We start from the raw sequence: 23,341 nt of genomic DNA, 5'->3' as shown, positions 1-23,341 counted from the left end.
CGCCCGGTGCACGGGAGGTCGAGGTGCGCATCGCTGTGATCGGTGGTGGTCCCGGCGGGCTGTACTTCAGTGTGTTAGCCCGTCAACTTGGCCCCGCGGATGAGATCACCGTCTGGGAGCGGAACGCACCCGATGAGACGTTCGGGTTCGGAGTGGTGCTGTCCGACCAGGCGCTGGGCGGGATTGAGCGCGCTGATCCGGCCGTCGTGTCCGAGATGCGGCCGATACTCGCCCGGTGGGACGCCATCGATGTGCACTACCGTGGCACCACGTTCACGGCCCGCGGGAACGGGTTCGCCGCGATGAGCCGCGCTGGCCTGCTCACGACCCTGCAGCGGCGCTGCGCTCAACTCGGCGTTCAGGTGCGCTATGGAAGCGAGATCACCGATGTGGATGCCGTCGCCGCTGACCATGACCTCGTGGTGGCCGCTGACGGGGCGAACTCCCTGATCCGGGAGCGGTACGCGAAGACCTTCCGGCCCACGGTGCAGAACGGGAAATGCCGGTACATCTGGCTGGGCACCGACCTGCAACTCGACTCGTTCAAGTTCTACGTGGTGGACACACCGGGCGGGGCCATACAGGTGCACGCCTACCCGAACTCCCGTCATGCCAGCACTCTGATACTGGAGTTGTCCGAAAGCGCCTGGCGCGCGGCCGGGTTCGCTGATGCCGCCACTTCACAGCTCGCGCCGGGGGAAAGCGACGAACGGTCGATAGGAATCATCGCCGAGCTGTGCAAGGACATCTTGGACGGGCACAAGCTGTACCGGAACAACTCGCGCTGGCTGCGCTTTCCCACGGTGCGGTGCGAGACCTGGCGGCATCGAAACGTCGTGCTGATCGGCGACGCGGCGCATACGGCGCACTTCTCCATCGGCTCGGGCACCAAGCTCGCGATGGACGACGCGTCAACCCTGGCCAACAGCCTGCACGAGCAGCCGAGCGCGAGAGCGGCACTGGCCGCGTACGAGGCTGGGCGCCGCCCGGCGGTCCTGTCCCTCCAGCGCGCCGCGCAGGCCAGCCGGGAGTGGTTCGAGAACATCGACCAGTACACCCACCAGGATCCGCAGCAGTTCGCGGTGAACCTCCTGACCCGCAGCCGCCGGGTTTCCTACGCCAGCCTGCGCCGACGCGACCCCGAGTTCATCGCCCGGGCGGAGCGGTGGTTCGCAGGCTCGGCGGGCGGCCAGGTGAGCCCACCGATGCTCCAGCCGTTCGCCCTCGGCCGTCTGGACCTGGTCAACCGCGTCGTGGTCTCCCCTGGCGAGGTGCTCCACACCCGCGACGGTGTGCCGGATGACCTCCAACTGGTGTACCGGGGCGAGGAGGCACCGGGAGAGGCCGGGCTGGTGATGACCGGGCCGGTGTCCGTCTCCGCTACGGGCACGGCTACCCCCGGCGGTGCCGGACTGTATACCGGGGAACAGACGGCCGGATGGCGGCGGGTTGTGGATTTCGTCCACGCGAATTCGCTGGCGAAGATCGGCGTGCAACTCGGCTACTACGGCCCTGACGGCTCCACCAAGTCCCTTGGCGAGTTGCAACGCGAGTTCGCCGCCGCGGCCCGGCGCGCCGCCGCCGGGTTCGACCTGCTGGAACTGGACTGCGCGTACGGCAGTTGGCTCTCCTCGTTTCTGCCCCCGTCTGCCGACGAGCGGGGTGGGAGCAGCGGCTCGCTGCGGGACCGGCTCTGCTACCCGCTTGAGGTGTTCGGCGCGATCCGCGCTGTGTGGCCGGCCGAGCGGCCGGTCAGCCTGCGCATCTCACCGGCGCAGTGGGACCCGGGCAGGGACGGTATCGATGCGGCGGCCGAGATCGCGAACGAGTTCGCCGCGCGCGGCGCGACGGCGGTGCACGTCTGTGCCGGGACGCCGACCGACCGGGACGTGTACGCGGACCGGATCCGGAACCAGGTCGGGCGCGAGAACGAGATCGCTGTGATAGCGGCGGGATCGATCTCCGCATCCGACGTCAACGTGATCGTCCTGGCCGGGCGTGCGGACCTGTGCGTCGTCGACCAGCCGACGGTGGACTCGCCCTGGTTTTCCATGCGCGGGACACCGGATCGTTCCGCCTCGAATGAGTGGTCATAACGGAGAGGATGCCGTGCCCCCTATCGCAGATCTTGGCTTACTGCCGGAAAGTGCCGCTGAACACCATGGTGAGACCACCCTGCGTGCGGACACGTCATGGGCCTCGGCCTGCCGCACACCGAACACGGTGAGCGACTTCGCGGCCGTGGTCGCGGACTATGCCGACCGGTTGTGGGGTGCCGGGGTGCGGCCGGGCGCTGTGGTCGCCGTGGTCAAATCCAATCACTTGGATATCCAGGCGATCCAGTGCGCCGTTGTTCGCATCGGTGCGCTGCCCGCGCTGTTGTCGGTGAAAATGGATCCGGCCGATCTCCTGTACTGCCTCAAGGAACTCCAGCAGCCCTATTTCCTGACCGATGCCGAGGGCGCCGCGGTCCTGCGTCCCTGGCAGGACCGACTGGGCGAGATCGTCTCCCGCGTCCTCACGCTCACGCCCGAAGCCGCACTGGCCGGAGCGGTCGAGCTCAGCGAGTCGGCAACCCACCAGGTCACCCGCCGTCCCGGCACGGACCCGACCCTCATCACGCATTCCTCCGGCACCACCGGGAAACCCAAGCTCCTCGTGCACACGGTGGATTCCCTGTACGCCCACGTAGCCCCCCAGATGGGCGTGGTGCAATCGCTCAACTACGCCGGGATCAGCGCGAAGTGCCTGTCCTTCGTGCATGTACGGATGGCGTCCGGGCTGCTCACGGTGCTCAATACAGGAGTGCCGTTCCTCAGTATCACCTCCCCCGACCTGACCTCTGTGCGCCAGGCACTCCTGCGGTACCGGCCGGAGACTCTGGAAGCTCAGCCCAACATGTTCCTGCGCTGGGAAGCGCTGGCGCGCGAGACGCCGAATCCGTTCAGCTCGGTAAAGCGCTATGTCAGCAGTTTCGACGCGATTCACCCTCGGACGCTGCGGACACTTCTTGAGGCATCGGACCATCCGAACCCGACATTCATCCAGGCGTACGGGCAGACCGAGACCGGCCCGGTGACACTGCTGGTGACCACCCGTTCCGAGATCCGGGAGCCGGGGCGGCTGAACTCCCGTGATGTGGGCGCGCCGCTCCCCGGCATGGAGATCCGCATCGTGGATCACGCCGGATCGGAGCTTCCGGCCGACACACCCGGGAACATCGAAGTACGCACCCCCGCCCGGGCCGAATCGATGATCGGCCGTGCACCGCTACCCGGCCGTGACACCTGGTGGCCCATGGCCGACATCGGCATGCTCCGCGCCGACGGGCACCTGGAGCTGTATGACCGGCGAGTGGACCAGGTCCCCGGCGTGCCCAGCACCCTGCGCGCCGAGGACATCCTGCTCGACGAACTGCCGGAACTGGCCGAGGTCGTGATCATCGCCATGGACGGGACGGTCAGGGCGGTGGCGGCCACGGTCGACGGCAAGCCGATAGACGAAGACCGATGGCAGCGCGCCCGCGGCAAAGCCGGGCTGCCGGAAGACACCGGGGTCGACTACCGGCCGTGGGAGGAGTTTCCGCTCACCGGCACGATGAAGGTCCGCCGGAACCGGCTCCTGACGCACGGAGCCCTCGGATGAGCCGCTCAGTGGCGCCGCCTGCGCTGGTGTCCGACCAACGGTTCCTGCCGACGGAGAAAAAGGCCGCGGCGCTCGTGCTCGGCGCCGCCTTCATGCTGCTCGCCGACACCTCGATCGTGAACGTCGCGATCCCGAGCCTTCAGCGAGGTCTCGGGGCCAGCGTGCCGGACGTGCAGCTGGTGGTCGCGGGCTATGTGGTCGCTTACGCGGTGATACTCATCACCGGTGGACGGCTGGGGGACCTGTACGGCAGGCGGCGCATGTTCATGATCGGCGCCGCGTCCTTCACCCTGGCGAGCCTCGCCTGCGGCCTGGCGCAGAGTCCGGGGGAGCTCATCGCCAGTCGGGTGTGGCAGGGCCTCTCGGCGTCTGTGCTGTATCCGCAGGTCATCGCGACGTTGCACATCGCGGTTTCCGCGGAACGGCGAGGGCGCGCGTTCGCGCTGCTCGGAGCGGTGGTGAGCGGCGCCACGATCGCAGGCCCGATCATCGCCGGGCTGCTCATCGCGGCGAATGTCGCCGGGTTGCAGTGGCGCCCGATCTTCCTGATCAACGTCCCCGTCGGTGTCGTTCTGGTGGCGTTGGCACCCCGTATGGTGCCAGCGCAAAAGGGACTGCGCCTGCGGCTGGACTACGCGGGCTCGCTCACCGTCGTCCTGCTGCTGGTCGCGCTCTTGGTGCCGCTCACGATCGGCCGTGATCAGGGCTGGCCGTTGTGGGGATGGCTGCTGCTCATGTGCACGCCTGTGCTGCTGGCCGTCTTTCTCTGGCTTGAGTCAGCGCTGGAACGGCAGGGCAGGTTTCCGTTGCTACGGCCGGGTCTGTGGACCGATCCGGCTTTCCGGTTGGCCCTGGCCCTGTACCTGGTGTACTTCTCCGCGGTAGTGCCCTTTTTCCTCTACTTCTCCATCACTATTCAGTACGGCCTTGGTTACGGCGCGCTCGCGACGGCCGTGGCGATGGCGCCGTACGCGGTGGGAAGCACGATCACTTCCTTGTGGTCGGCGCGCATCGTGTCACGATTCAATGCGCCCCGCACCATTCTCGCCGGCTGTGTCGTGTGCGCCGTCGGCAGTGCGTGCATGATCGCCGCTATCGACTGGAACAGCTCGGGGCGGAATTTCGGATGGGTGATGGCACCAACAATGGTGTTCACCGGCCTGGGTCTGGGCCTGGTACTCGGTCCGTTGTTGAACTTCGTGCTGGCTCGTGTTCGGAACGACGATTCCGGGGCGGTCTCCGGGGTGCTTTCCACAGCGCAGCAGCTCGGATCATCGCTGGGCGTGGCCGTGATCGGACTGGCCTTCTTCAGGGACTTTCGTGGAGACCTGACGGCCTTGCGCTATCCGGCACTGCGGATCGACATGATGCTCGGGCTGGTCGTGGTGGTGACGGCTTTCGTGCTGGCATCCGCGCTCGTCTGGCTCATCGCGCGCCGCAACCGCGCCGACCGGGACAGTCCGGCTTCATGACAAGGAAGGCATGACAGCGAAGGTGGGAGCACCCGTGGACGGATCCTCTCGATCAGGTGCCATGACGATGCGGCAGAAGATGCTCGACCAGATAGCCGCTGGCACCATCCCGATTCCGGCCTTCGTGGCGCGCCTGTCACTCCAGGTCGTCGCGATGAAATGGCGAGCCGGGGCCGTCGTGGTCAACTTTCATATTCCCGATGATCTCTGTGTGGAACCGAATGTGGCCTTCGGCGGCCATGTCTCCAGCATTCACGACCAGGCCGCCGGGTTCGTCATGTACAGCCTCCTGGAGGACGACATGATGTTCGCCACGACCCGGCTGGACGTTAAATATCTGGCGGTGACGCGTCCTGGAGACGTGTGCGCCGAAGCCAAGCTCGACACGATGAATGAGCGCTCCGCCGATGTGCGTGTCTCGCTGCTGCAAGGCGGAAAGGTGACAAGTGAGTCGCTCGTCACCGAAGCGATAAGAAAAGTCAAAAAATGACCTGGGTGCCCGCGCACTCAGTTGACCAGACAGTCGCCAACATGCTCCCATGACGAATCTGCGAGAGAGAAGAGGACGCCGTGTTAACCGACCGGGATGTGCAGGAGCTGGTAGCAGGCGTCCTGGAGGTCGACGTTGCCGATGTCGGTATCGACACGTCATTTTATGAGGAACTCGGGATGGATTCGCTCCATAAAGCGGAATTCATCGTGGCGCTGGAGCGTACCTGCGGCGAGGAGTTCACCCCGGCGGATGCCGCGAAGATGGACAGTGTCGGTGACGTGATGCGGCTGCTTCGCGACCGGCCGCGGGTGCCATGAATCCGGCCACCGGAACTGCGAACCCGGTCGAGTTGCTGCTCCTCGGCCATGCCGGTGGTCGGCGCTGCGGCGTCGACCGTCGAATCGGTGAGGTCACCTACGCCGACATGCGGGGTGCGGTGACGGAGTACGCCGGGCGCCTGCGGGCTGCCGGGGTGCGGCCTGGCTGCCGTGCGGTCGCCGTCTCCGACGACTGCATCGCAGCGATTACCGCCGTACTCGGCTTATGGTGGCACGGCTGCGTGCCCATCGTGCTCCACCCGACGCTCCGGCCTGCGGACATCGGCTTCATCGTGCGGGACAGCGAGGCGGAGTTCGCCGAGCTGAACGTCGCCCCAGAGCAGGCTGCGGGCTTGCGGGCCGAGCTGAGCGAGATCGACGCGGAGAGGCGGGCGGCCGGGCGCGTCGGGCTGCTCACCGAACTCGGCCCCGTACCCGCGGGCCAGTCCACGCTCCCGCCTGCCGGGTTCCGCGAAACCGATGAGCTGCTGGTTCAGTACACCTCCGGCAGCACCGGCAGGCCCCGGGGCGTACGCCACTGCCTGCGGGCGGTGCGCGCGATCCTGCGCGGCGTCGGCAGCATGCTGGAGCTCACCGCGGACGACGTCGTGCTGTCCACGGCGAAACTGTCGTTCGGCTACGGATTCGGGAACTCGCTGCTGCACCCGTACGCGGCGGGCGCGAGCTCAGTGCTGCTCGACGGGCAGGCGGACGCCTACAGCGTGGCGGCGGCGCTGGACGAATTCCGGCCGACCGTGCTGTTCTCCGTGCCCCGGCTCTACGCTGGCCTGCTCAATCTCGCGGAGCAGGGCAAGGCGATCGAGACCGGCTCGCTACGACTGGCCGTGGCCACCGGGGAGCATCTGCCAGCTGAACTGGCGACCCGTATCGCCGTAGCGTTCAACGTGCCGCTGATCAACGGGTTCGGCGCCACCGAGGCCCTGCACACGGTCGTGGCGGCCGTCGTGGGGCGGGGGAGGGCCACCGGTCCTGGATCGATCGGTTTCCCGGTTCCCGGAGTGACCGCGACCATTCGCGATGACGCCGGGCGGCCGGTTGGCGATGAGATCCCCGGTCGGCTGCACCTCACCACGGAGTCGGCCGCGCTCGGCTACCTCAACCGGCCTGAGGACACCGCCCGCGTGTTCGCCGACGGCGGCGTCTACACGGGTGATATCGCCTTCCGCGCGGCCGGTGGCGACATCTGCCACGTCGGCCGCGCCGACGACATGCTTCTGCTCGGCGGATACAAGATCGCGCCAGCCGAGATCGAGCGCGTGGTCCGAGGAGTCGCCGAGGTCGCTGACTGCGCGGTCGTGGGCAGCACGGATCCCACCGGGCTCGAACAGGCCACGGTGTACGTCGTAGCGCGGGAACCGGCCCACCCGGACGAGGCCCGCAAGGCGGTGAAGTCGGCACTGCGCGCCGCCCTGGCCCCGTACAAGAGGCCGTCCCGGGTCGAGATCATCGACCAACTCCCTGTCACCGCCAACGGCAAGCTGGCCCGCTTCCGGCTCCGCCGCCAGCCTGGCGGCCCCGTCGGCAGTCCGGAGGGCAGGACATGAGCTGGGAGATCGTCGGGATGAGCGCGGTATGCGCACTGGGGGACACCGTCACCGGTATCCACCGCGCGTTGTGTTCCGGACAGTCGGGCCTGGCACCGCTCTCGAGGTTCGACGCGTCCAAGTACCGCGCGGCGGCGGCGTATGAGGTGCCGGACCGGGTGCGACCTGGTGTGGATGAACCCCTCCGGGCGACACGCTGGCTCGTCCGCGTTGTCCGGGAGGCCCTGACCGACGCGGGCCTGCCGGAACCAGAGCCCGGGCTGCCGGTACTGGTCGGGACCACGCACCGGGAGATGAGGACCGCCGAACTCTGGTGGCAGCACGATGGCCGCCTGTCTCCCGCCGATCTCCACTTCACCTCGGCTCTGCACTCCGCCTTCGGCCTGCACAACGTGCACACCATCACCAGCGCCTGCGCGGCTTCGCTGTACGGGCTCGGGATGGCCACTGACCTGATCGACCTCGGAGAAGCGGACACCGTGGTGGTGGCAGGCACCGACTCGATCACCGAGAGCTCGTTCGGTGGGTTCGACCGGATCCAGTTCCCGCCGCCGGACACGATCCGCGCGTTCGACCGGTCCCGTCGCGGCATGATCATGGGCGAGGGCGCGGTGGCGGTGGTGCTGCGGCGAGCCGGTACGCACCCCGGCCGGATACACGGCCGGGTCCGGGGTGTGAGCATGAACTGCGACGCGTCGCATCCGACGGCACCGGATCCCGCTGGTATCGCGCGGGCGATCGAGGAGGCCCACGACCGCGCATCGGTCGCTCCTGACGACATCGACTTGGTGATCGTGCACGGAAGTGGCACGCACCAAAGTGACCTGGCCGAAGCGGTCGCGCTGAAAGAAGCGTTCAAAGCCACCGATCCCGGCCCGCTCGTCACCGGTATCAAAGGCGGCATGGGCCATATTTCCGGTGGGGCCGGGCTCCTCAACCTCGTCGTGGCTCTTGAGGCGATCCGTTCCCGGACGTTGCCCCCGGTCAGCGATCTCACCGACCCGATCGAGGAAGTGGGGGAGCTGCGGATCGTATCCGGTCAGTCGGCCACCGGGCCGTTCGCCACCGCGCAGGTTCACGCCGTCGGTATGGGCGGGATCAACGCCGTGGCGATCGTGGAAGGGGCCGCGCGATGAGCACTTCGGCTGCCATGCGGACCGCGATCACCGGTGTGGCCTGGGCGGTGGCGGGACCCGATTTCGACCCGGCGACCGCGCTGGCCGGGCGGGGGATGCGTCACAAGGACCGGTCGTCGCGGTTCGCGGTGCGGGTGGCGCACCGAGCACTTGAGGACGCCGGGTTACTGGGCGCGCCGGAACTCGACGGTGCGGCGGTGGTCGTCTCCAGCAACTTCGGCAACCTGGACCCGGTATGCGACTCCGTCTCGACGATCGCTGCCGGTTGCAGCAGGGATGTCAGCCCGATGCGCGTACCGCACCTGTCGAGCGCCGTCTCAGCGGCCTGGGTCGCCATCGAGCACGGCATACACGGCCCGAATCTGACGCTGTGCAACGGCACTTCGAGCGGGCTGGACGCCGTGGCCGCGGCACGGAACCTGATCGCGGCGGGCCGGGCCACGGCGGCGCTGGTGATCGGAGTGGAACCGGATACCCCTTCGGTGGCCAGACTGCACAAAGAGACCGCTGGTACCAGATGGATCGACGGGGCCGTGGGCTTGGTGATCGAGCCCGTGCAGCACGCCGTGAGTCGCGGTGCGCGGATCCGCGCGGAGATCGCCGGATACGGCAAAGCAGCCGACGAACGGTCCGCCGTCCAGGCGGCGGGTGGCACGGCGGTCCGGCGGCGACTGGACGGCGAGCCGACCGCACGGTTCGGGCGGTGCTCGGGCGCACTGGGTGTGGTGCAGTGCGCGATGGCCGTGGAGCGACTTGGGAACGAGGCGGTGCTCGCCGTCGCGGGCGGCGGTTCCGGGGAGAGTGACGGGACATCGGTCGCGGCGCTGGTACTCACGCCCCCTCGGGGGAGGGACATATGAACACGTCCAACGGCGACCGGCGGGTCGTGATCACCGGTCTGGGGGCGATCTCCTGCCTGGGCACCGGTGTCACCGCGTACTGGGATGGACTGCTCGCGGGCGGCGGGCAACCGGCTGAGGTCCCGCTGCCACATCTCAACATGCGGACGAAGAAGATGTATCTGGTCGACCGGGCGGAGATCCCCGCCCAACCCTCCCACTACGCCGGGGTGGAGCTGGGCAGCAGCCCGCGCCTGGCGGTCGCCGCGGCCGAACAGGCACTCACCGACGCGGGCTTGGAGTACGGGGCGTGCGACGCGATTCCCGTGGTGCTCGGGGCGGAGCTGGGCAACGCGGACATGCAGGAGATCCAGCGCAGCTCTGGACGGACGGCATGGACGACGCTGACGCCCGCAGCCGCTGTCGTGGGAGCGGGAATCGGCTCGCGGGCGGCGCTGACAAGTGTGGGAAACGCCTGCTCGGCCAGTGGCTACGCGCTCACGATCGCGTTGGACATGATCCGTGCCGGTGAGGCGACCACGGTGCTGGTCGGCGGGGCCGAGGGGATCACACGGGCCGGGATGGGTGCGTTCAACCGGCTGGGAGCCGCGGATCCGGTGCGCTGCCGACCGTTCGACCGGAACCGGGCGGGAACGATGTTCGGCGATGGCTCGGCCATGATCGTGCTCGAAGCGGACGATCACGCCCGGCGGCGCGGCGCCGAGCCGTACGCCGAGTTGGCTGGTGCGGCCTGGAGTTGTGACGCCCACCATCCGACGGCCCCCGATCCGTCGGGTGACCAGATCGTCCGCGCGATGACCGCCGCGCTGGCCGACGCGAAGCTGAGCAGCTCCGATGTGGGCTGCGTCATTCCACATGGGACGGGAACGCCGCTCAACGACGTGGTGGAAAGCCAGGCTCTGCGCAGAATGTTCGGCGAACGGATACGTGAGCTGCCGCTCTTCTCGCTGAAGGCGATGATCGGTCACACCACCGGTGCGGCAGGCGCGTTCGCCTGTCTTACGGCGACGCTCATGCTGCGCCACCGGAAGGTCCCGGCGAACTCCCCGATCGATCAGGACCCGGAGTGCGGCGTCTGGCTTCCGCAGGAGGGTCCCGTGCTGTTGGACGGGCCCGCGGTCCTGGTCAACACCTACGCGTTCGGCGGGAACAACACCTCTTTCGTCGTGAAGGACGTCGCCGGGGAAGGTTCAAAGTGGTCACGGTGAGCACTGGTGAGCTGGCCGTCGTCGGCATGGGGATTGTGGCGCCGGGTATCTCCGGGCCCGAGGGCGCGCTGGCACCCCTCGGGGAGGCGGCTCCCGGCTGGTTCCGGGCGGAGGTCGCACTGCCCGGACGCGGCTACCGGCGGCTGCCCGACGCGTGTAAGTACCTCCTGGCGGCGTCGAGACTGGCGGTCAGCGACGCCGGGGACCGGTTTTCGAAGACCGAGCGGAACCACCGGGCTGCGGCGGTGGCCATCAACAACACCGGCGCCGCGCTGCTGGAGGAGCTGGACTACACGATCATGCGAGAAGGCGCCGAGGAGTTGTCGCCGTCCAGCAGCCCGTTCATAGCCATGAGCTCGTTCGCCAGCCGGCTATCGATGGAACACGGTATTACCGGATTCAATCTCACCGTCAACTCCCCGTTTACCGCTGGTCTTGAGGCGCTGCGGATAGCGGCCCGCGCCGTCGCCGCGGGCCGGGCCCGGGCGGTCCTCGTGGGCGCGGTCGAGGAAGCGCTGTCACCTTCCCAGTCGACTGGCCCCGGATCGGAGGCGGGCGCCGCCGTGCTCCACTGCGAGCCCGCCGTGGAGGGAAACGCGCGCTATGGCACGTGCGGGGTACGCGGCGCGTTCCTGGCTCCCGACGCGGCGGGCGACGCCGCCGCTGTCCTGGGCCCGCTGGTGGGCGACGACCCGCCGGGCCGGATCGACGCTGTGCTGGACGACTCCGCGGTGGGAACGGCCGCCGCCCGGTGGCTGGACCGCCTGGCCGACAAGCGCGAGGTCGTCATCGTCCCGGCCCCGGCGCAGGCCGGCTGCCTCGCCCCGCTGCAGCGCGTCATGGGCCTGTTCGCGCAGCAACACACGGCCCCCACCCGGCGGGCGGTACTGGCAGCCTCCGCCCAGGGCACGCTCGCGTTCGCCGAGCTGACCGTCGTGCCACGCACTGCCATTGGAGTTGACGGCGAAGAAGCACTCGCCGTCTGAAAAGACATCGAAAGGAGAGCCGCACGTGTCAGGCAACCAGACAGCTGGCGTCGACCTCGAAGAGCTGCGTGCGCTGATCGCCGAAGAACTCGAACTCCCGGTCGAAGAAATAACCGACGAAGCCGACCTCAAAAACGACCTCGCCGTGGACTCGCTCACCGCGATGGAAGTCGCCGTGCAACTCGAGAAGAAATACCGAATAAAAATCGACGAAGGAGAAATCACCTCACTCACCTCACTGGCGACGATCCACCGCATTGTCTCCGCCAAGGTCGAGACAGCCTGATGACTGACGCCGCCGGACGCCCCCGGCTTTCCGTTCGCGGTGGGAGAGGCACGACCACGGCACATCCCTTCGACAGTCCGCGCCCCGCATGAAGCTCAGCCTCAGCTGCCCCGCGGATTCCCAGGGCGTCCGCATCGCCGCCGAAGCCGAGGAGCGCGGCATCGACCAGTTGACGATGGCGGAAACGACGGGGAACCCGTTCCTCCAACTGGCCCGGGCGGCCGACTCCACCTCCCGCATAGAGCTCGGCTCCGGCGTGGCGATCGCCTTCGCCCGCACCCCTTGCAGGACGATCTGCACGCCCTGTCGCTACGGGGCCGCTGGAGGGAGATGGGCGAGCTCATCGACGACGAGGTGTTCGCCGCGTTCGCGGTCTCGGGCAGCCCCGCGCAGGCCGCCCGGGAGATCCACCGCCGCTACAGCGACGTTTTCACCACCTTGTGCGTCATCCCGGAGCCTGGGGCCGGCCCGGAGTCGGCGCTGGACGTGCTCACCGAGCTCAGAGCCCTCAATGACCATCTCGGCACCGATCAGCAGGGAGGAAACTGATGTTCGTTCCCCTCAAGGGATCCTGGGCTTTGATATTCGGCGTCTCCAGCGGCATGGGCAAAGCGACCGCGCGGGCGCTGGCCGAAGCGGGCTGCAACATCATTGGCGTGCACTTCGACCTGGCCGAAGGCCGGCAGCAGGCGGAGCAATACGCCAAGACACTGGGTGAGCTCGGCGTTGAGGCACATTTTTTCAACCTCAACGTCGCGGCAAAACAGTCTCGCGCGGAGCTCGTCCCCGTCATCGGCGACCTTACGTCCGGCGTCGGGCCCCGGGTCATCCTGCACTCGGTCGCCTACGGGACGCTGACGTCCCTCCTGCCGACGCAGGACGGGCAGGAGGCGGAGGTCCCGGGGGTCACGCCGAAGCAGCTCACGATGACGGTCGACGTCATGGGGCACAGCCTCGTGTACTGGATCCAGGACCTGGTGCGGGCGGAGTTGGTGCCGCGAGGGGCGAAGATCTTCGCCATGACCAGCGCTGGCGGGACGCGGGTGCTGTCCGGCTACGCGCCCGTGTCAGCGGCGAAGGCGACGCTTGAGGCCCATGTCCGCGACCTGGCGGTGGAACTCGCCCCCCGGGGGGTGGCGGTGAACGCGATCAGGGCCGGCACCACGGTCACCCCGGCGCTGCAGAAGATCCCGGGCAGCGAGAAGTTGATCGCCCATTGCCGGGACATCAATCCAGGCGGCCGGCTGACGCGTACCGAAGACGTGGCCGAAGCGATCGTCGCCTTGTCCTGCACCGACTCGTCATGGCTCACCGGAAACGTCATCGGAGTTGACGGCGGAGAAGCACTCGTCGTCTGAGCCGAGATCGAGAGCCGAGATCGAAAGGAGAGCCGCACCGTGTCAGGCACGTCGCTCATCTCACTGACGACCATCCACCACATCGTCTCCGCCAAGGTCGAGGCGTCCTGATGGCCAGCGGAGACAGGCCCGTCGCGGTCGTGACCGGCGGATCGCGCGGCATCGGACGGGCCGCCGTGCTCCGCCTGGCGGCCGATGGCTTCGACGTGGCGTTCTGTTACCGGTCCAGCCCGGAGAAGGCCGACGAAGTCGCGGCCGAGGCACGCCGCGCCGGAGCTCGGGTGCTCGTCCGCAGGACCGATATCTCGGTCGCGGGCCAGGCCGAAGAACTCGTAGCCGAGACAGAGGGCGAACTTGGCCCACTGGGGGCGGTGGTGGCCAACGCCGGGGTCGTGCGTGACCGGCCGCTTGCCGGGATGGCCGATGACGAGTGGGAAACGGTCATCCGCACAAATCTCGACGGCACCTACCACATCTGCCGTGCCGCGGCGCGATCACTCATGCGACACGACAACGGAACCATCGTCACCATCTCCTCGGTAGCGGGCATCTACGGCAACATCGGCCAGTCGAACTATGCGGCGTCGAAGGCCGGGATCATCGGGTTCACCAAGTCGATCGCGAAGGAACTCGGCCGGTTCGGCGTACGGGCCAACTGCATAGCGCCTGGCATGATAACGACGGACATGACCGACGGTCTCAGCGAAGAGAAGCGTAAAGAACAGGTCGCAAGGATCCCGCTTCGTCGGCCTGGAACGCCGGACGAGGTCGCCGATCTCGTCTCCTTTCTTGTTTCCAGCCGTTCCGCCTACATAACCGGTCAGGTCCTGGGAATCGATGGTGGCTTTTCGCTCTGATGAGAACCCGGAATGACGCGCGTCGGACCTGTGCGTCCACGCCCTGTGATTGATTGGACGGCGATCAATGGTTGCGCCAGCGCACGTTGAGCATATGCGGGTGGCCTGGGCGGACACGGACGCCAGTGGGCGTATCCACTGGTCGGTGATATTCCGCTGGGCAGAGGCCGCCGAGCACGCGTTCCTCCATACGCTCGGCTGGCAGCCCAGTGAGGTGGGCTCCTATCCCCGGCGCTCAACGGAGGCCGAGTATCACCGGCCACTGCGATTCGGTCAGCGGTTCGAGTTGCGTATCGGCGTCGAACGCGTGGGAACCAGTAGTGTCACCTTCGGCTGGACGGTCATCAGCGATGGACAGACGTGTGTCAGCGGCAGGCACACGGTGGTGCACATCGACGGGAATGGCCGCCCAGCGCCGTGGCCAGACCACCTTCGGGCCGGTTTGGTAGACGGCGACCGAAGCTCCCTGCACTCCGTTGACCAGCGCGGATGATGCCTTGGGGCGGCGACGAAGACGCCAGCGTGGCCTTCTGCCGACCGGCCGGAGGCTACAAGCGGGTGTACCTGCGGATGCGGTAGCGCAGCCCGGACGTGGAGGACTGCCAGCCTTTGTCCTCGGTGACGTTCCACGTTGCATCCGGTGTCGGGGCGTAGGTGTCGCCGTCCACCGTCGAGTCGACTTCAGTCACCGAGAGCGTCGTGGCGTATCCCAGGGCTGCCCGGTAGATTTCTCCCCCGCCGATCACCCATACCGCAGCAGGGGGAGCTGACTCCAACGGCTCGGCTGCGATTTCCAGAGCCTTGGCGATGGACCCGGCACGTTCCGCGCCTTCGGCCGCCCACTGTGGATCGCGAGTTACCACGATGTTGCGCCTGCCGGACAGCGGACGGAATCGCGGAGGCAGCGAATCCCATGTCCTGCGCCCCATCACCACCGGATGGCCGAGGGTGGTGGCCTTGAAGTGTGCCATGTCCTCAGGAAGTTGCCACGGAATCGCGTTGTCCGCGCCGATCACGCCGTCAAGGGTCTGCGCCCAGATCAGCCCGACGTTCATACCGCTACCGGGGCCTTGATGGCCGGATGGTGCTGGTAGTCGAGCACTTCCACGTCCGAGTAGGCGTATTCGAAAAGCGAGTCGGCCTGACGCAGCCGCAGCCTCGGGAACTCGAACGGGGTGCGCGAGAGCTGTTCGGTCACCTGCTCGACATGGTTGTCATAGATGTGGCAGTCGCCGCCGGTCCAGATGAAGTCGCCCGGTTCCAGGCCGACCTGCTGCGCCACCATGTGCGTGAGCAGGGCATAGCTGGCGATGTTGAACGGGACGCCCAGGAACAGGTCTGCGCTGCGCTGGTACAACTGGCAGGAGAGCTTGCCGTCGGCGGCGTAGAACTGGAAGAGGGCGTGACACGGCGCCAGGGCCATCTTGCCCAGCTCGGCGACATTCCAGGCGGAGACGATCATCCGACGGGAGTCCGGGTCCCGGCGAAGCGTGTCGAGAACCTCGCTGACCTGGTCGATGTGCCTGCCATCCGGGCCGGGCCAGGAACGCCACTGCGCGCCGTAAACCGGCCCGAGCTCGCCGTTCGCGTCGGCCCATTCGTCCCAGATGGTGACGCCGTGTTCATGCAGCCAGCCGACGTTTGAGTCGCCCCTCAGGAACCACAGCAGTTCGTACACGATGGACCTGATGTGCACCTTTTTGGTGGTGACCAGCGGAAACCCCTTCGAGAGGTCGTAGCGTAGCTGGTGCCCGAAGACACTTCGGGTGCCGGTGCCCGTCCGGTCGGCTTTGGCCGTCCCGGAGGTGAGTACCAGGCGCAACAGGTCTTCGTACTGGGTGTCCGCCACAGCCGTCGAGTCTAATGGCCCCTGCGAGGCGCCCTCGACGGCCATGTCTCCGGAACGGCCAGCGCGGGCGGTTCCGTGCCGGTCTCGACCTCGTCGTATGTCACCTGCGTGGCCAGGTCAGCCCTCCTCGCTGGCGCGGGCGACGAGCATCATCGTCGCCGAGACCACAGGCAGGTTGTTGGCGTCGCGGACATCCGTGCGTACGGTGATGAAGCCGCTGCCGCCACTCTCCTTGATGTCCTCGATGGTTGCGGTGACGGAGAGTTGGTCACCCACGTGCACTGGCCGGGTGTAGGCGAATTTCTGGTCGCCGTGAACCACCCTGCTGAACTCCAGTCCCAGTTCCGGATCTTCGAGCACCCTCTTGGCGGCTTGGTGGATGATCAAGAAGATGAAGGTTGGTGGGGCGATCACGTCTGGGTGACCCAGTGCCTTGGCGGCAGCCGGGTCGGTGTGTGCGGGGTTGGCGTCGCCGATCGCCTCGGCGAACTCTCGGATCTTCTCACGGCCCACCTCGTACGGCGCGGTGGGCGGGTACGTACGGCCGACGAAGGACTGGTCGAGGGGCACAGGCACCTCCAGTTGACGAGTCTCTGTGGCAGGACAGTAAGTGGATGTGGAACCGTGGGAAGCCCCACCATCTCAGCTCAGAGGGCACCCGCGTGCTCATCTCCAGCTCCTGGACGGCCCGTTGACCGGTCGATCCGTGACTCAGGAGGCGGTGCGCCAGGTGTTACTGGCCCACAACGCGCCACCGGTGCTCGGCCCTCCGCCGCGTTTGTAGATCGCCAGGTTGCCGTCGTCCTGCATGATCGCGTAGGCACCGGAGTGGCCCCGGGTGCCGGTGGACCACAGGGCGCCGCCGGTGCTGGGTCCGCCGCCTGGACGGTAGATCACCAGGTTCCCGTCACTCTGCATGTCAGCGTACGCGCCGGGGTGCCCATGGGTGCCGCTGGACCAGATCACCTTGCCGTCGCGCTTGCGGTACATCACCAGGTTGCCGTCCCGCTGCATCACCAGGAAGGTGCGCTTACCCTGCGTCCACCACCCGGGCTTGATGACCTGGCCCGAGGTGATGGTCCGCGGCGGTGCGTAGGAGCCGGTGGCCCACAGGGAGTTGCCCGAACCGCTGGTGCCCTGGCGGTACATGACCAGGTTTCCGTCGTCCTGCAGGGTGGCGTGGGCACCGGGGTTCCCGGCCGTGCCGCTGGACCACAGCATGCCGCCGGTGCCGGGGCCGCCGTTCTGGCCGTAGATCGCCAGGTTGCCGTCGGACTGCATGATCGCGTACGCACCGGGATACCCCGAGGTTCCGCTGGCCCACTCCACGGGGGCGGCGCTGCCGCCTGCCTTCAGACGTGCCACCAGGTTGCCGTCCGACTGCATCACCAGCCGCATGCTGCCGCTGGTGAGACTGTCGCCCGGGTTGAGTCGCTGGCCGGGCAGCAGGCGGTAGCCCGCCGCGGGCGAGGTGGGGATGTGCGGGTCGACGAGGTGGACGTTCTCCTGGGCGTCGACGTACGCGACGCCGCCAGCGAACTTGTCGACCGCCCAGGTCACCTGGCGGTCATCGGTGGTCAGCCATTTCAGCGGCGGCAGGGCGGCCAGGTCGCTGGTGACCGCGGTGCCGGTGTGGACGTCGGTCAGCACCAACTTCCCGGCAGTCATGTCGTGTTCGACGACGAAGCCGTCGCCGAGTTCGGACGGCCCGGACGGTACGGGGACGTCCGTGCCTGTCGCCAGGTCGTGGACCCCGGCAGGGCCGGAGGCGCCGCACGACCAGTAGATCCACCGACCGGCCGCCGCCTGCAGCTCGCTCGGCACGCACGGCGCGGCGATGGGGACGGTCCCGGTGGTCTGCTGCGTTGCCAGGTCGGTGGAACTGATCGATCCCGCCGTCGAGTTGGCCGTCCACAGGGTCTCACCGGAGAGCGCCGCCCCGGTGATCGGGCGGGTGAACAGCACGTTGGTGCTGGTCTTCAGCGTGGTGTCGCCGATGTACTGCTTGCCCGTGGAGGCGTTGTCGTAGACCACGAAGCGGCCGTCGGAGTCGACGAGGGTTCCGCCGCTCACCCCCGTGTTCATGCCGGTCGAGCCGGTGGGGCCCTCCACCGCCGCTCCGTATCCGTTTGCGGACTGCACGATCCGGCCGTCGCCGGTACCGATCTGCGGGCATGCCGTGCTCGTGTTCATGCAGTCGCTCACGCTGAGGGCGGGAAACGCGGTGCGGGCGCCGTAGGACGGCGGGTTGCCGAGCTGGACGGTGCGCGCGAAGGTGTTCGCGCCCGTGACATTGTCGAACTCAAGGGTGACCAGTCGGCCACCGGCCAGTGAGACTCCCGAGATGGGCGAGGGCATGGGCGGGTCGGAATCCACGGCCGTCACCGTGGGTGTTCCGCTCGCGTCGATGGTGACGCGGCGGGCCGCCCAGTCGTTGAGCGATGTTCCGCCCACCACGATGGCCCCGCCCGGGTACGGGCTCAGCGTGTCGTGGTCCCCGTGGTCGAGGATCGGGGTCACCGCTCCGCCGCTCAGCGGCATGGCCGCCAGCGGCTCGCCGAACTGGTCGTCGGCGGCCGAGTAGCCCAGGACCCAGTCGTAGGTGAAGACTGCCGAGTCTCCGACGATGGCGAAGTAGCGGACCGCGGTGTGGGTCGTGCCGTTCAACGGCACCCGCAGAGTGGTTTCCGGGGCACTGAGATCGGAACGGTTGAGCACATGGAGGATTCCGTCCATGTCGGGGAGGTACCAGCCGACGTACTTGTCCGTCAGTACCACGTACGGGGTGCGGGTCATGGCACCGAAGACGGGCGTCACATGGCCGGTGGCCATGTCCAGCAGGGCCAGCCGCCTGCCGGTACTGTCGGTGTACTCCAGAACCGCGGAGTTCGCGTTGCCCGCCAGCGGCACCGCGCTGAGCGTCACGCCAGCGGGCCATCCGGTGACCAGGGTGTCGGTCTGCTGCCCGTCGACCAGCGTGAGGATGTGGAACGAGGCGATGGTCCCATCGGCAGCCCTCGTGTAGGTAAGGACGTTCGTCCCGAGGGTCCCGATGTAGTACTGCCCGCTCGGCGGGACGATGGTGGTCGTCGTCCCGGCGTCCATGTCCTGGAGTTGGACGACGCCCTTTGCCGCGGTGGCCACAACGTCCGAGCCCGCCCCCGTGGCGAACCAGCCGCCGTGGAACCCGGGTACCGGAATGTCGGGACCACCCGAATACTTCGTCCAGACCCATTCGGACTGCCCCTCATGCCGGTGCAGGAACCCACCCGGCCCCGCGAAGGCAACCTTGTCCCGGGGTGGTTGATAGCGCGGGGCAGCCGGGATGACCGTCTCGGTGGGGGAGTCCGCGAGAGCGGACGGCGCGATGGCGCAGGCGAAGCCCGATGCCATGGCGAAAGTCGCGGCTACCGCGATGGAGCCGCGTATGAGGGCGCGTTGAGCCACCCATTCCTCCCCTAAAGACGTTGAAGACATGGGGAGGGTGGGGACCGGTGACGGCTTGCGATTGCCGTCCAGGTCGACCCGTGATGTGAAGCTCCCGCAGTTGCAAACCCACCCCGTGTAAGTGGCCGGAGAGTAGCAGCATTTTCAACTACTGCGGAAGATGCGGCAGTCGCCGATCGCAGCGCCAGGCTTCTGAGGCCGCCCCCTGGAATTCACATGGGCATCGCACCACGCGTTGCGTGTCCGTTGTACGGAAAGTGACACTCCAGTCACCCAGGGGACCCAGCGGCGTGCGAGCGCGGATACACGGCAGACTCAATCTGCTCTAATGCGTAGCGCTGGTGCGCCACGCTTCGCGTGTGTCTTTGGTGGAGACATCACGTGATGCCGCGCCTAGCGCTACGGTCATGGGTGACGGATGGACAACTGGGGGCGTGATGCTAGAGGAGACGCTGACGGCGTTGGCCATGGCGGGTGGGACGGCGGTGGTGAAGGCCGCGGGCACTGACGCGTGGAACGGCTTCAGGCAGCGGATCGCGGGATGGTTCGGCCGCGGTGATGTCCAGCGGGAACACGCCGAGTTGGAACGCCTCGACCAGACAGCGTCCGTCTTGGAAGCGGCAGGGCCAGGCGAGGTTGAGCGGGTACGCATCCGTCAGGAGGCGGCCTGGCAGACCCGCTTCGAGGCCCTGTTGGAGAGCCTGGACGAACATGAACGCAGCCAAGTGGCCGACCAGTTGCGGGTCCTGCTGAAGGAACAGGCCAGTGTGTCGGCTGGAGCGGGTGGCCTGGCCGCGGGCGGGAACGTCGACATCCACGCCGAGCAGGGATCCATCGCCGCCGCGGTGATCCACGGAGGCGCGAGCATCTCCAACCCTCCCAAGCCGGACCTGTCCCAGGGCTGAACGGTCCGGCGTCCACCAGCGCCCATACGACGCCCGCGGTAGCCCACACGCCCTGGCACGACCGGAGGGTTGTGCAGGCCAGCTCGGGCAGCATCGCGTTCGAGCACGCCGATACGGTCTTCGCCACTGTCATCAATCACGGGACGAGTGAGCCTTCCGCCGGGTTGGACGTCTATCTGGAAGCCGCCACGGCCGCGGACCGTAACCATCCCTATGGGGCGTTGTCCGTATCGGCTCCGCCGCTGGCCACCGTCTACGTGCGCCAGCAGGCCCACCGCCGCGTCCAAAAAGGCGAGGACGACGCCCAGGCGCCGCAGCCGGAGACCGAGGCGGAGGCCCAGCAACTGGCGGAGGATGTCCTGGGCCGGGATCGCAACTGTGTGGTGATCGCCGGGCCGGGCGGCGGCAAGTCCAGTCTGTTGCGCACCCACCTGGCTGCTTCGGCCGCTCGTTGGCGGGAAGGACGCACGAGCGCGACGGTACCGGTCCTGCTGCCCGCGGCCGCTTTGAGTCAACGCCCGCTTCCGGAAACGATCGCCGAAGTCGCGACCTCCACCTTGAGCCACTTCGGTCTGCGGCATTCACTCTCCGCAGAACTCTTCCGCGCTGCGCCACGCCCCGGCACCCACTGGCAGGTGTTGGTCGACGGCCTCGACGAAATAGCCGACCGCCAAGGCCGACTTGAGGTGCTGAGCACTTTGGCGGCACATGCCGCAGAGCCCGGCACACCGTACCGGTTCGTCGTGGCCACCCGACCCCTGCCCGATGGGGAACTCGACGTGCTGGGCGATGAGGTGCCGCGCTATGTGCTGCAACCCTTCACCGCTGATGACCTGCGCCATTTCGCCAAAGGCTGGTTCGAAGCCGGTCGCCTTCCGGCACCCGAGGATGCCGCCGAGAACTTCATGGCAGCCATGGAACGCACCCGCCTGGCCGCCCTCGCCCGCACTCCGCTGATGGCCACCATGCTGTGCCAGCTCTATGCCGATGCCCCTGAACGTCCCCTGCCAGCAGGACGCAGCGGCGTCTACCAGCGCTTCCTCGGCCTGCTCCACGATCGTCAGCACGCGCAGGGAACCAGCGGCATACACAACCAAACGCGTGCCGCGCTGGAGCGTTACGGACCCGAGGCACTGGCGGCCGCGCAGAACACCGTTGCACATCTGCCAGACCTCATTGCCTACCTGGCCGCCGAACGGTACGGCGGGAGCAACGAACCGTCCATCGACGTCTTGGCCCGTCATCCAAACGCCGAGTGCCCGTCAGGAGTGCTGCCAGAGGTCTGGAACGGTTTCCTCGGCGAGGCGCTGCGAAGCAGCGGGCTGCTCCACGCAACAGCGACAGGAGAGTTCGCCTTCCTCCACCAGACCCTCATGGAGTATCTCGCGGCCCGGCACGCCACTCGTGACGCAGAAGTCAGCGCATCCACATATCGCGGTCACTTTGGTAGGCGGATCGGCTTGAAGCGCTGGGCCCGAGCGAAATGGGACCCTCACGAGGATTCATACCTCGGGTTCCTCCTCGATGCCTGGAGCAATGAGGCGACTGGCGCTGCCAGGATGCAGGTTCTCTATGAAGTCGCCGTGCGGGGCGGAAACGCGTGGTGTCGATTCCTCGTGAGACAAGCAACCCTGGGGACACTGGTTCCCGCCGACATCACCACTGCCGCCGCCGCTCACCTGGCAACCATGGCTGGTGATTCGGGCATTGACTACGGCGAGCGGATTTGGTCTGCCCAACTGCTGGACGATCTAGGCGATCCCCGGGGCCGCGAAGCCCTCAACACGGTGTGCTACGACACCTCGTGTGCGTGGGGAGAACGGGTTCACACCGCCCAGCTTCTGGAGGAACTGGGAGATTCCCGAGGCCGGGACGCGCTCAACACGCTCGCCACCGATCCCGCCTTGGACTTCGGCGGACGGCTGTACGTTGCCAAACGACTGGTAGAACTGGGTGATTCCCGAGGGCGGGACGCGCTTCACCTGCTGGCCACCGACCCCGCAATCGGCCCAGGCAAGCGAAGGCACGTAGGCGATGCTTTGGGGAGACTGGGTAGCTCACGAGGACGGGAGGGGCTCGACGCCATTGCCGCCGACCCCGCGCGTATCCTCGGTTTGCGCATCGCCGTCGCCGAAGAACTTGGGAAGTTGGGCGATCCCAGAGGACGGGAGCTCCTCAACACCTTCGCCACAGACCCCACTATTGGCTTCGGCGAGCGGGGATATGCCGCCAAGTCCATGGCGAAACTGGGTGATTTCCGAGGACGGGAGATCCTCAATGCCATCGCCGCCGACCCCGAGTTCGACATCTCGGAACGCAGAGAAGCTGCCAAAGTGCTGGCAGAACTGGGCGATCCCAGAGGGCGAGAGATCCTCAACTTCATGGTTCACTGCCCTGACCACGACATCAGTGAGCGAGTCGTCACCGCCAGGTTCTTGGACGAGTTGGATGATTCCAGGGGCCGGGAGGCCCTGGATGATCTGGCAAACGACTCCGACAGCGACGTCGACGATCGCATTGTGGCCGCCATTGCTCTGGAACGGATGGGTGATTCCAGGGGGCGGGAGGTACTCAACGCTCTGGCCCGTGATCCGGACACTGACTTCGGTGCTCGGATAGGGGCCGCGGAGCTTCTGGAGGACCTCGGGTATCCCCAGGAACACCTGGACGCGCTCAACGCCATCGCCGCCGACCCCGCATCTGGCTTCGGCGAGCGGGTGACGGTCGGCAAAGCGTTGTACGAACTGGGTGATCCCAGAGGCCGAGCGGTGCTCGAAGCCCTTACCGACAGCGCCGATTACGGAGAATCGGTGATCGCAGCCCTGACGCTCTCCAAACTTGACCGTACGACGCGGCCGTGGTCACTGAAAAGACCGGGTTAGGACTGGCCCTGATTGGAAAACATGGAGTTCCTTCGGTTCGGGCACGGGAGAGGTGCCACGAACCACGGCGCACAG

The 23,341-nt window shown here is 67.4% G+C and carries 21 protein-coding genes and 1 pseudogene; 18 read left to right on the top strand and 4 right to left on the bottom strand.

All coding sequences use genetic code 11. From position 1 onward, the window contains the following. Positions 1-23: 23 nt before the first annotated feature. The 16 genes and pseudogenes from NON19_RS23350 to NON19_RS33780 all read left to right on the top strand — a co-directional run bounded on the left by NON19_RS23350 (position 24) and on the right by NON19_RS33780 (position 14,676). Complete coding sequence (locus NON19_RS23350; protein WP_255930931.1) at positions 24-2,096, top strand: oxidoreductase; 2,073 nt, start codon at positions 24-26, stop codon at positions 2,094-2,096. Further along, entirely contained in the window at positions 2,083-3,645 is a 1,563-nt protein-coding gene (locus tag NON19_RS23345; protein ID WP_255930975.1) for a class I adenylate-forming enzyme family protein, read from the top strand. Before NON19_RS23350 ends, NON19_RS23345 begins: the two co-directional genes overlap by 14 nt. Next, on the top strand, positions 3,642-5,117 hold the full coding sequence (locus tag NON19_RS23340) for an MFS transporter (protein WP_255930930.1): 1,476 nt from the start codon (positions 3,642-3,644) through the stop codon (positions 5,115-5,117). The genes NON19_RS23345 and NON19_RS23340 overlap by 4 nt, the downstream gene beginning before the upstream one ends. 61 nt (positions 5,118-5,178) lie before the next feature. Further along, complete coding sequence (locus NON19_RS23335; RefSeq protein ID WP_255930929.1) at positions 5,179-5,607, top strand: PaaI family thioesterase; 429 nt, start codon at positions 5,179-5,181, stop codon at positions 5,605-5,607. Positions 5,608-5,687: 80 nt separating this feature from the next. Continuing rightward, on the top strand, positions 5,688-5,927 hold the full coding sequence (locus NON19_RS23330) for an acyl carrier protein (protein WP_255930928.1): 240 nt from the start codon (positions 5,688-5,690) through the stop codon (positions 5,925-5,927). Then, positions 5,924-7,492: a class I adenylate-forming enzyme family protein gene (locus NON19_RS23325; protein WP_255930927.1), complete on the top strand. Its 1,569-nt coding sequence runs from the start codon at positions 5,924-5,926 to the stop codon at positions 7,490-7,492. Before NON19_RS23330 ends, NON19_RS23325 begins: the two co-directional genes overlap by 4 nt. Then, complete coding sequence (locus NON19_RS23320; protein WP_255930926.1) at positions 7,489-8,628, top strand: beta-ketoacyl-[acyl-carrier-protein] synthase family protein; 1,140 nt, start codon at positions 7,489-7,491, stop codon at positions 8,626-8,628. The genes NON19_RS23325 and NON19_RS23320 overlap by 4 nt, the downstream gene beginning before the upstream one ends. Next, positions 8,625-9,488, top strand: coding sequence for a beta-ketoacyl synthase N-terminal-like domain-containing protein (locus tag NON19_RS23315; protein WP_255930925.1), 864 nt, complete (start codon positions 8,625-8,627; stop codon positions 9,486-9,488). Before NON19_RS23320 ends, NON19_RS23315 begins: the two co-directional genes overlap by 4 nt. Beyond that, entirely contained in the window at positions 9,485-10,696 is a 1,212-nt protein-coding gene (locus tag NON19_RS23310) for a beta-ketoacyl-[acyl-carrier-protein] synthase family protein (RefSeq protein ID WP_255930924.1), read from the top strand. The genes NON19_RS23315 and NON19_RS23310 overlap by 4 nt, the downstream gene beginning before the upstream one ends. Beyond that, positions 10,693-11,682 carry a beta-ketoacyl synthase N-terminal-like domain-containing protein gene (locus NON19_RS23305; protein ID WP_255930922.1) on the top strand — a complete coding sequence of 330 codons (990 nt, stop codon included), beginning with the start codon at positions 10,693-10,695 and terminating at the stop codon, positions 11,680-11,682. The genes NON19_RS23310 and NON19_RS23305 overlap by 4 nt, the downstream gene beginning before the upstream one ends. A 25-nt stretch (positions 11,683-11,707) precedes the next feature. Then, positions 11,708-11,968, top strand: coding sequence for an acyl carrier protein (locus NON19_RS23300; RefSeq protein WP_255930920.1), 261 nt, complete (start codon positions 11,708-11,710; stop codon positions 11,966-11,968). 88 nt (positions 11,969-12,056) lie between these two features. Beyond that, positions 12,057-12,245, top strand: a pseudogene (locus NON19_RS33785) (LLM class flavin-dependent oxidoreductase); the annotation flags it as partial. Between the two features lie 53 nt (positions 12,246-12,298). Beyond that, positions 12,299-12,517 carry a hypothetical protein gene (locus tag NON19_RS23295; protein ID WP_255930918.1) on the top strand — a complete coding sequence of 73 codons (219 nt, stop codon included), beginning with the start codon at positions 12,299-12,301 and terminating at the stop codon, positions 12,515-12,517. Then, entirely contained in the window at positions 12,517-13,326 is an 810-nt protein-coding gene (locus NON19_RS23290) for an SDR family oxidoreductase (RefSeq protein WP_255930916.1), read from the top strand. The genes NON19_RS23295 and NON19_RS23290 overlap by 1 nt, the downstream gene beginning before the upstream one ends. A 110-nt stretch (positions 13,327-13,436) precedes the next feature. Beyond that, positions 13,437-14,183: a 3-oxoacyl-ACP reductase FabG gene (gene fabG / locus NON19_RS23285; protein ID WP_255930914.1), complete on the top strand. Its 747-nt coding sequence runs from the start codon at positions 13,437-13,439 to the stop codon at positions 14,181-14,183. A 67-nt stretch (positions 14,184-14,250) separates the two neighbouring features. Beyond that, positions 14,251-14,676, top strand: coding sequence for an acyl-CoA thioesterase (locus NON19_RS33780; RefSeq protein ID WP_372514245.1), 426 nt, complete (start codon positions 14,251-14,253; stop codon positions 14,674-14,676). A 55-nt stretch (positions 14,677-14,731) separates the two neighbouring features. On the opposite strand, the gene NON19_RS23280 is transcribed toward NON19_RS33780, so the two are convergent. From NON19_RS23280 to NON19_RS23265, 4 genes are all read right to left on the bottom strand, one after another. Then, positions 14,732-15,238: a dihydrofolate reductase gene (locus NON19_RS23280; RefSeq protein WP_255930912.1), complete on the bottom strand. Its 507-nt coding sequence runs from the start codon at positions 15,236-15,238 to the stop codon at positions 14,732-14,734. Further along, the gene (locus NON19_RS23275; protein ID WP_372514248.1) at positions 15,235-16,032 is read right to left on the bottom strand and encodes a thymidylate synthase; all 798 of its coding nucleotides are present in this window, start codon (positions 16,030-16,032) and stop codon (positions 15,235-15,237) included. Before NON19_RS23275 ends, NON19_RS23280 begins: the two co-directional genes overlap by 4 nt. A 117-nt stretch (positions 16,033-16,149) precedes the next feature. Beyond that, on the bottom strand, positions 16,150-16,602 hold the full coding sequence (locus NON19_RS23270) for an FAS1-like dehydratase domain-containing protein (RefSeq protein WP_255930910.1): 453 nt from the start codon (positions 16,600-16,602) through the stop codon (positions 16,150-16,152). A gap of 141 nt (positions 16,603-16,743) precedes the next feature. Next, positions 16,744-19,479 (bottom strand): hypothetical protein, encoded by a 2,736-nt coding sequence (locus tag NON19_RS23265; protein WP_255930908.1) that lies wholly within the window; start codon positions 19,477-19,479, stop codon positions 16,744-16,746. 437 nt (positions 19,480-19,916) lie between these two features. Here NON19_RS23265 and NON19_RS23260 point away from each other — a divergent pair, with 437 nt between their 5' ends. Continuing rightward, positions 19,917-20,384: a hypothetical protein gene (locus tag NON19_RS23260; RefSeq protein WP_255930906.1), complete on the top strand. Its 468-nt coding sequence runs from the start codon at positions 19,917-19,919 to the stop codon at positions 20,382-20,384. Between the two features lie 71 nt (positions 20,385-20,455). Beyond that, on the top strand, positions 20,456-23,266 hold the full coding sequence (locus NON19_RS23255; RefSeq protein WP_255930905.1) for a HEAT repeat domain-containing protein: 2,811 nt from the start codon (positions 20,456-20,458) through the stop codon (positions 23,264-23,266). The last annotated feature ends 75 nt before the right edge of the window (positions 23,267-23,341 follow it).

The organism is Streptantibioticus rubrisoli, assembly GCF_024436055.1.
In the GTDB taxonomy this organism is placed as follows: Bacteria; Actinomycetota; Actinomycetes; order Streptomycetales; family Streptomycetaceae; genus Streptantibioticus_A; species Streptantibioticus_A rubrisoli.
The sequence above is the reverse complement of the archived record's forward strand: the minus strand, read 5'-3'. Positions and strand labels throughout refer to the sequence as shown.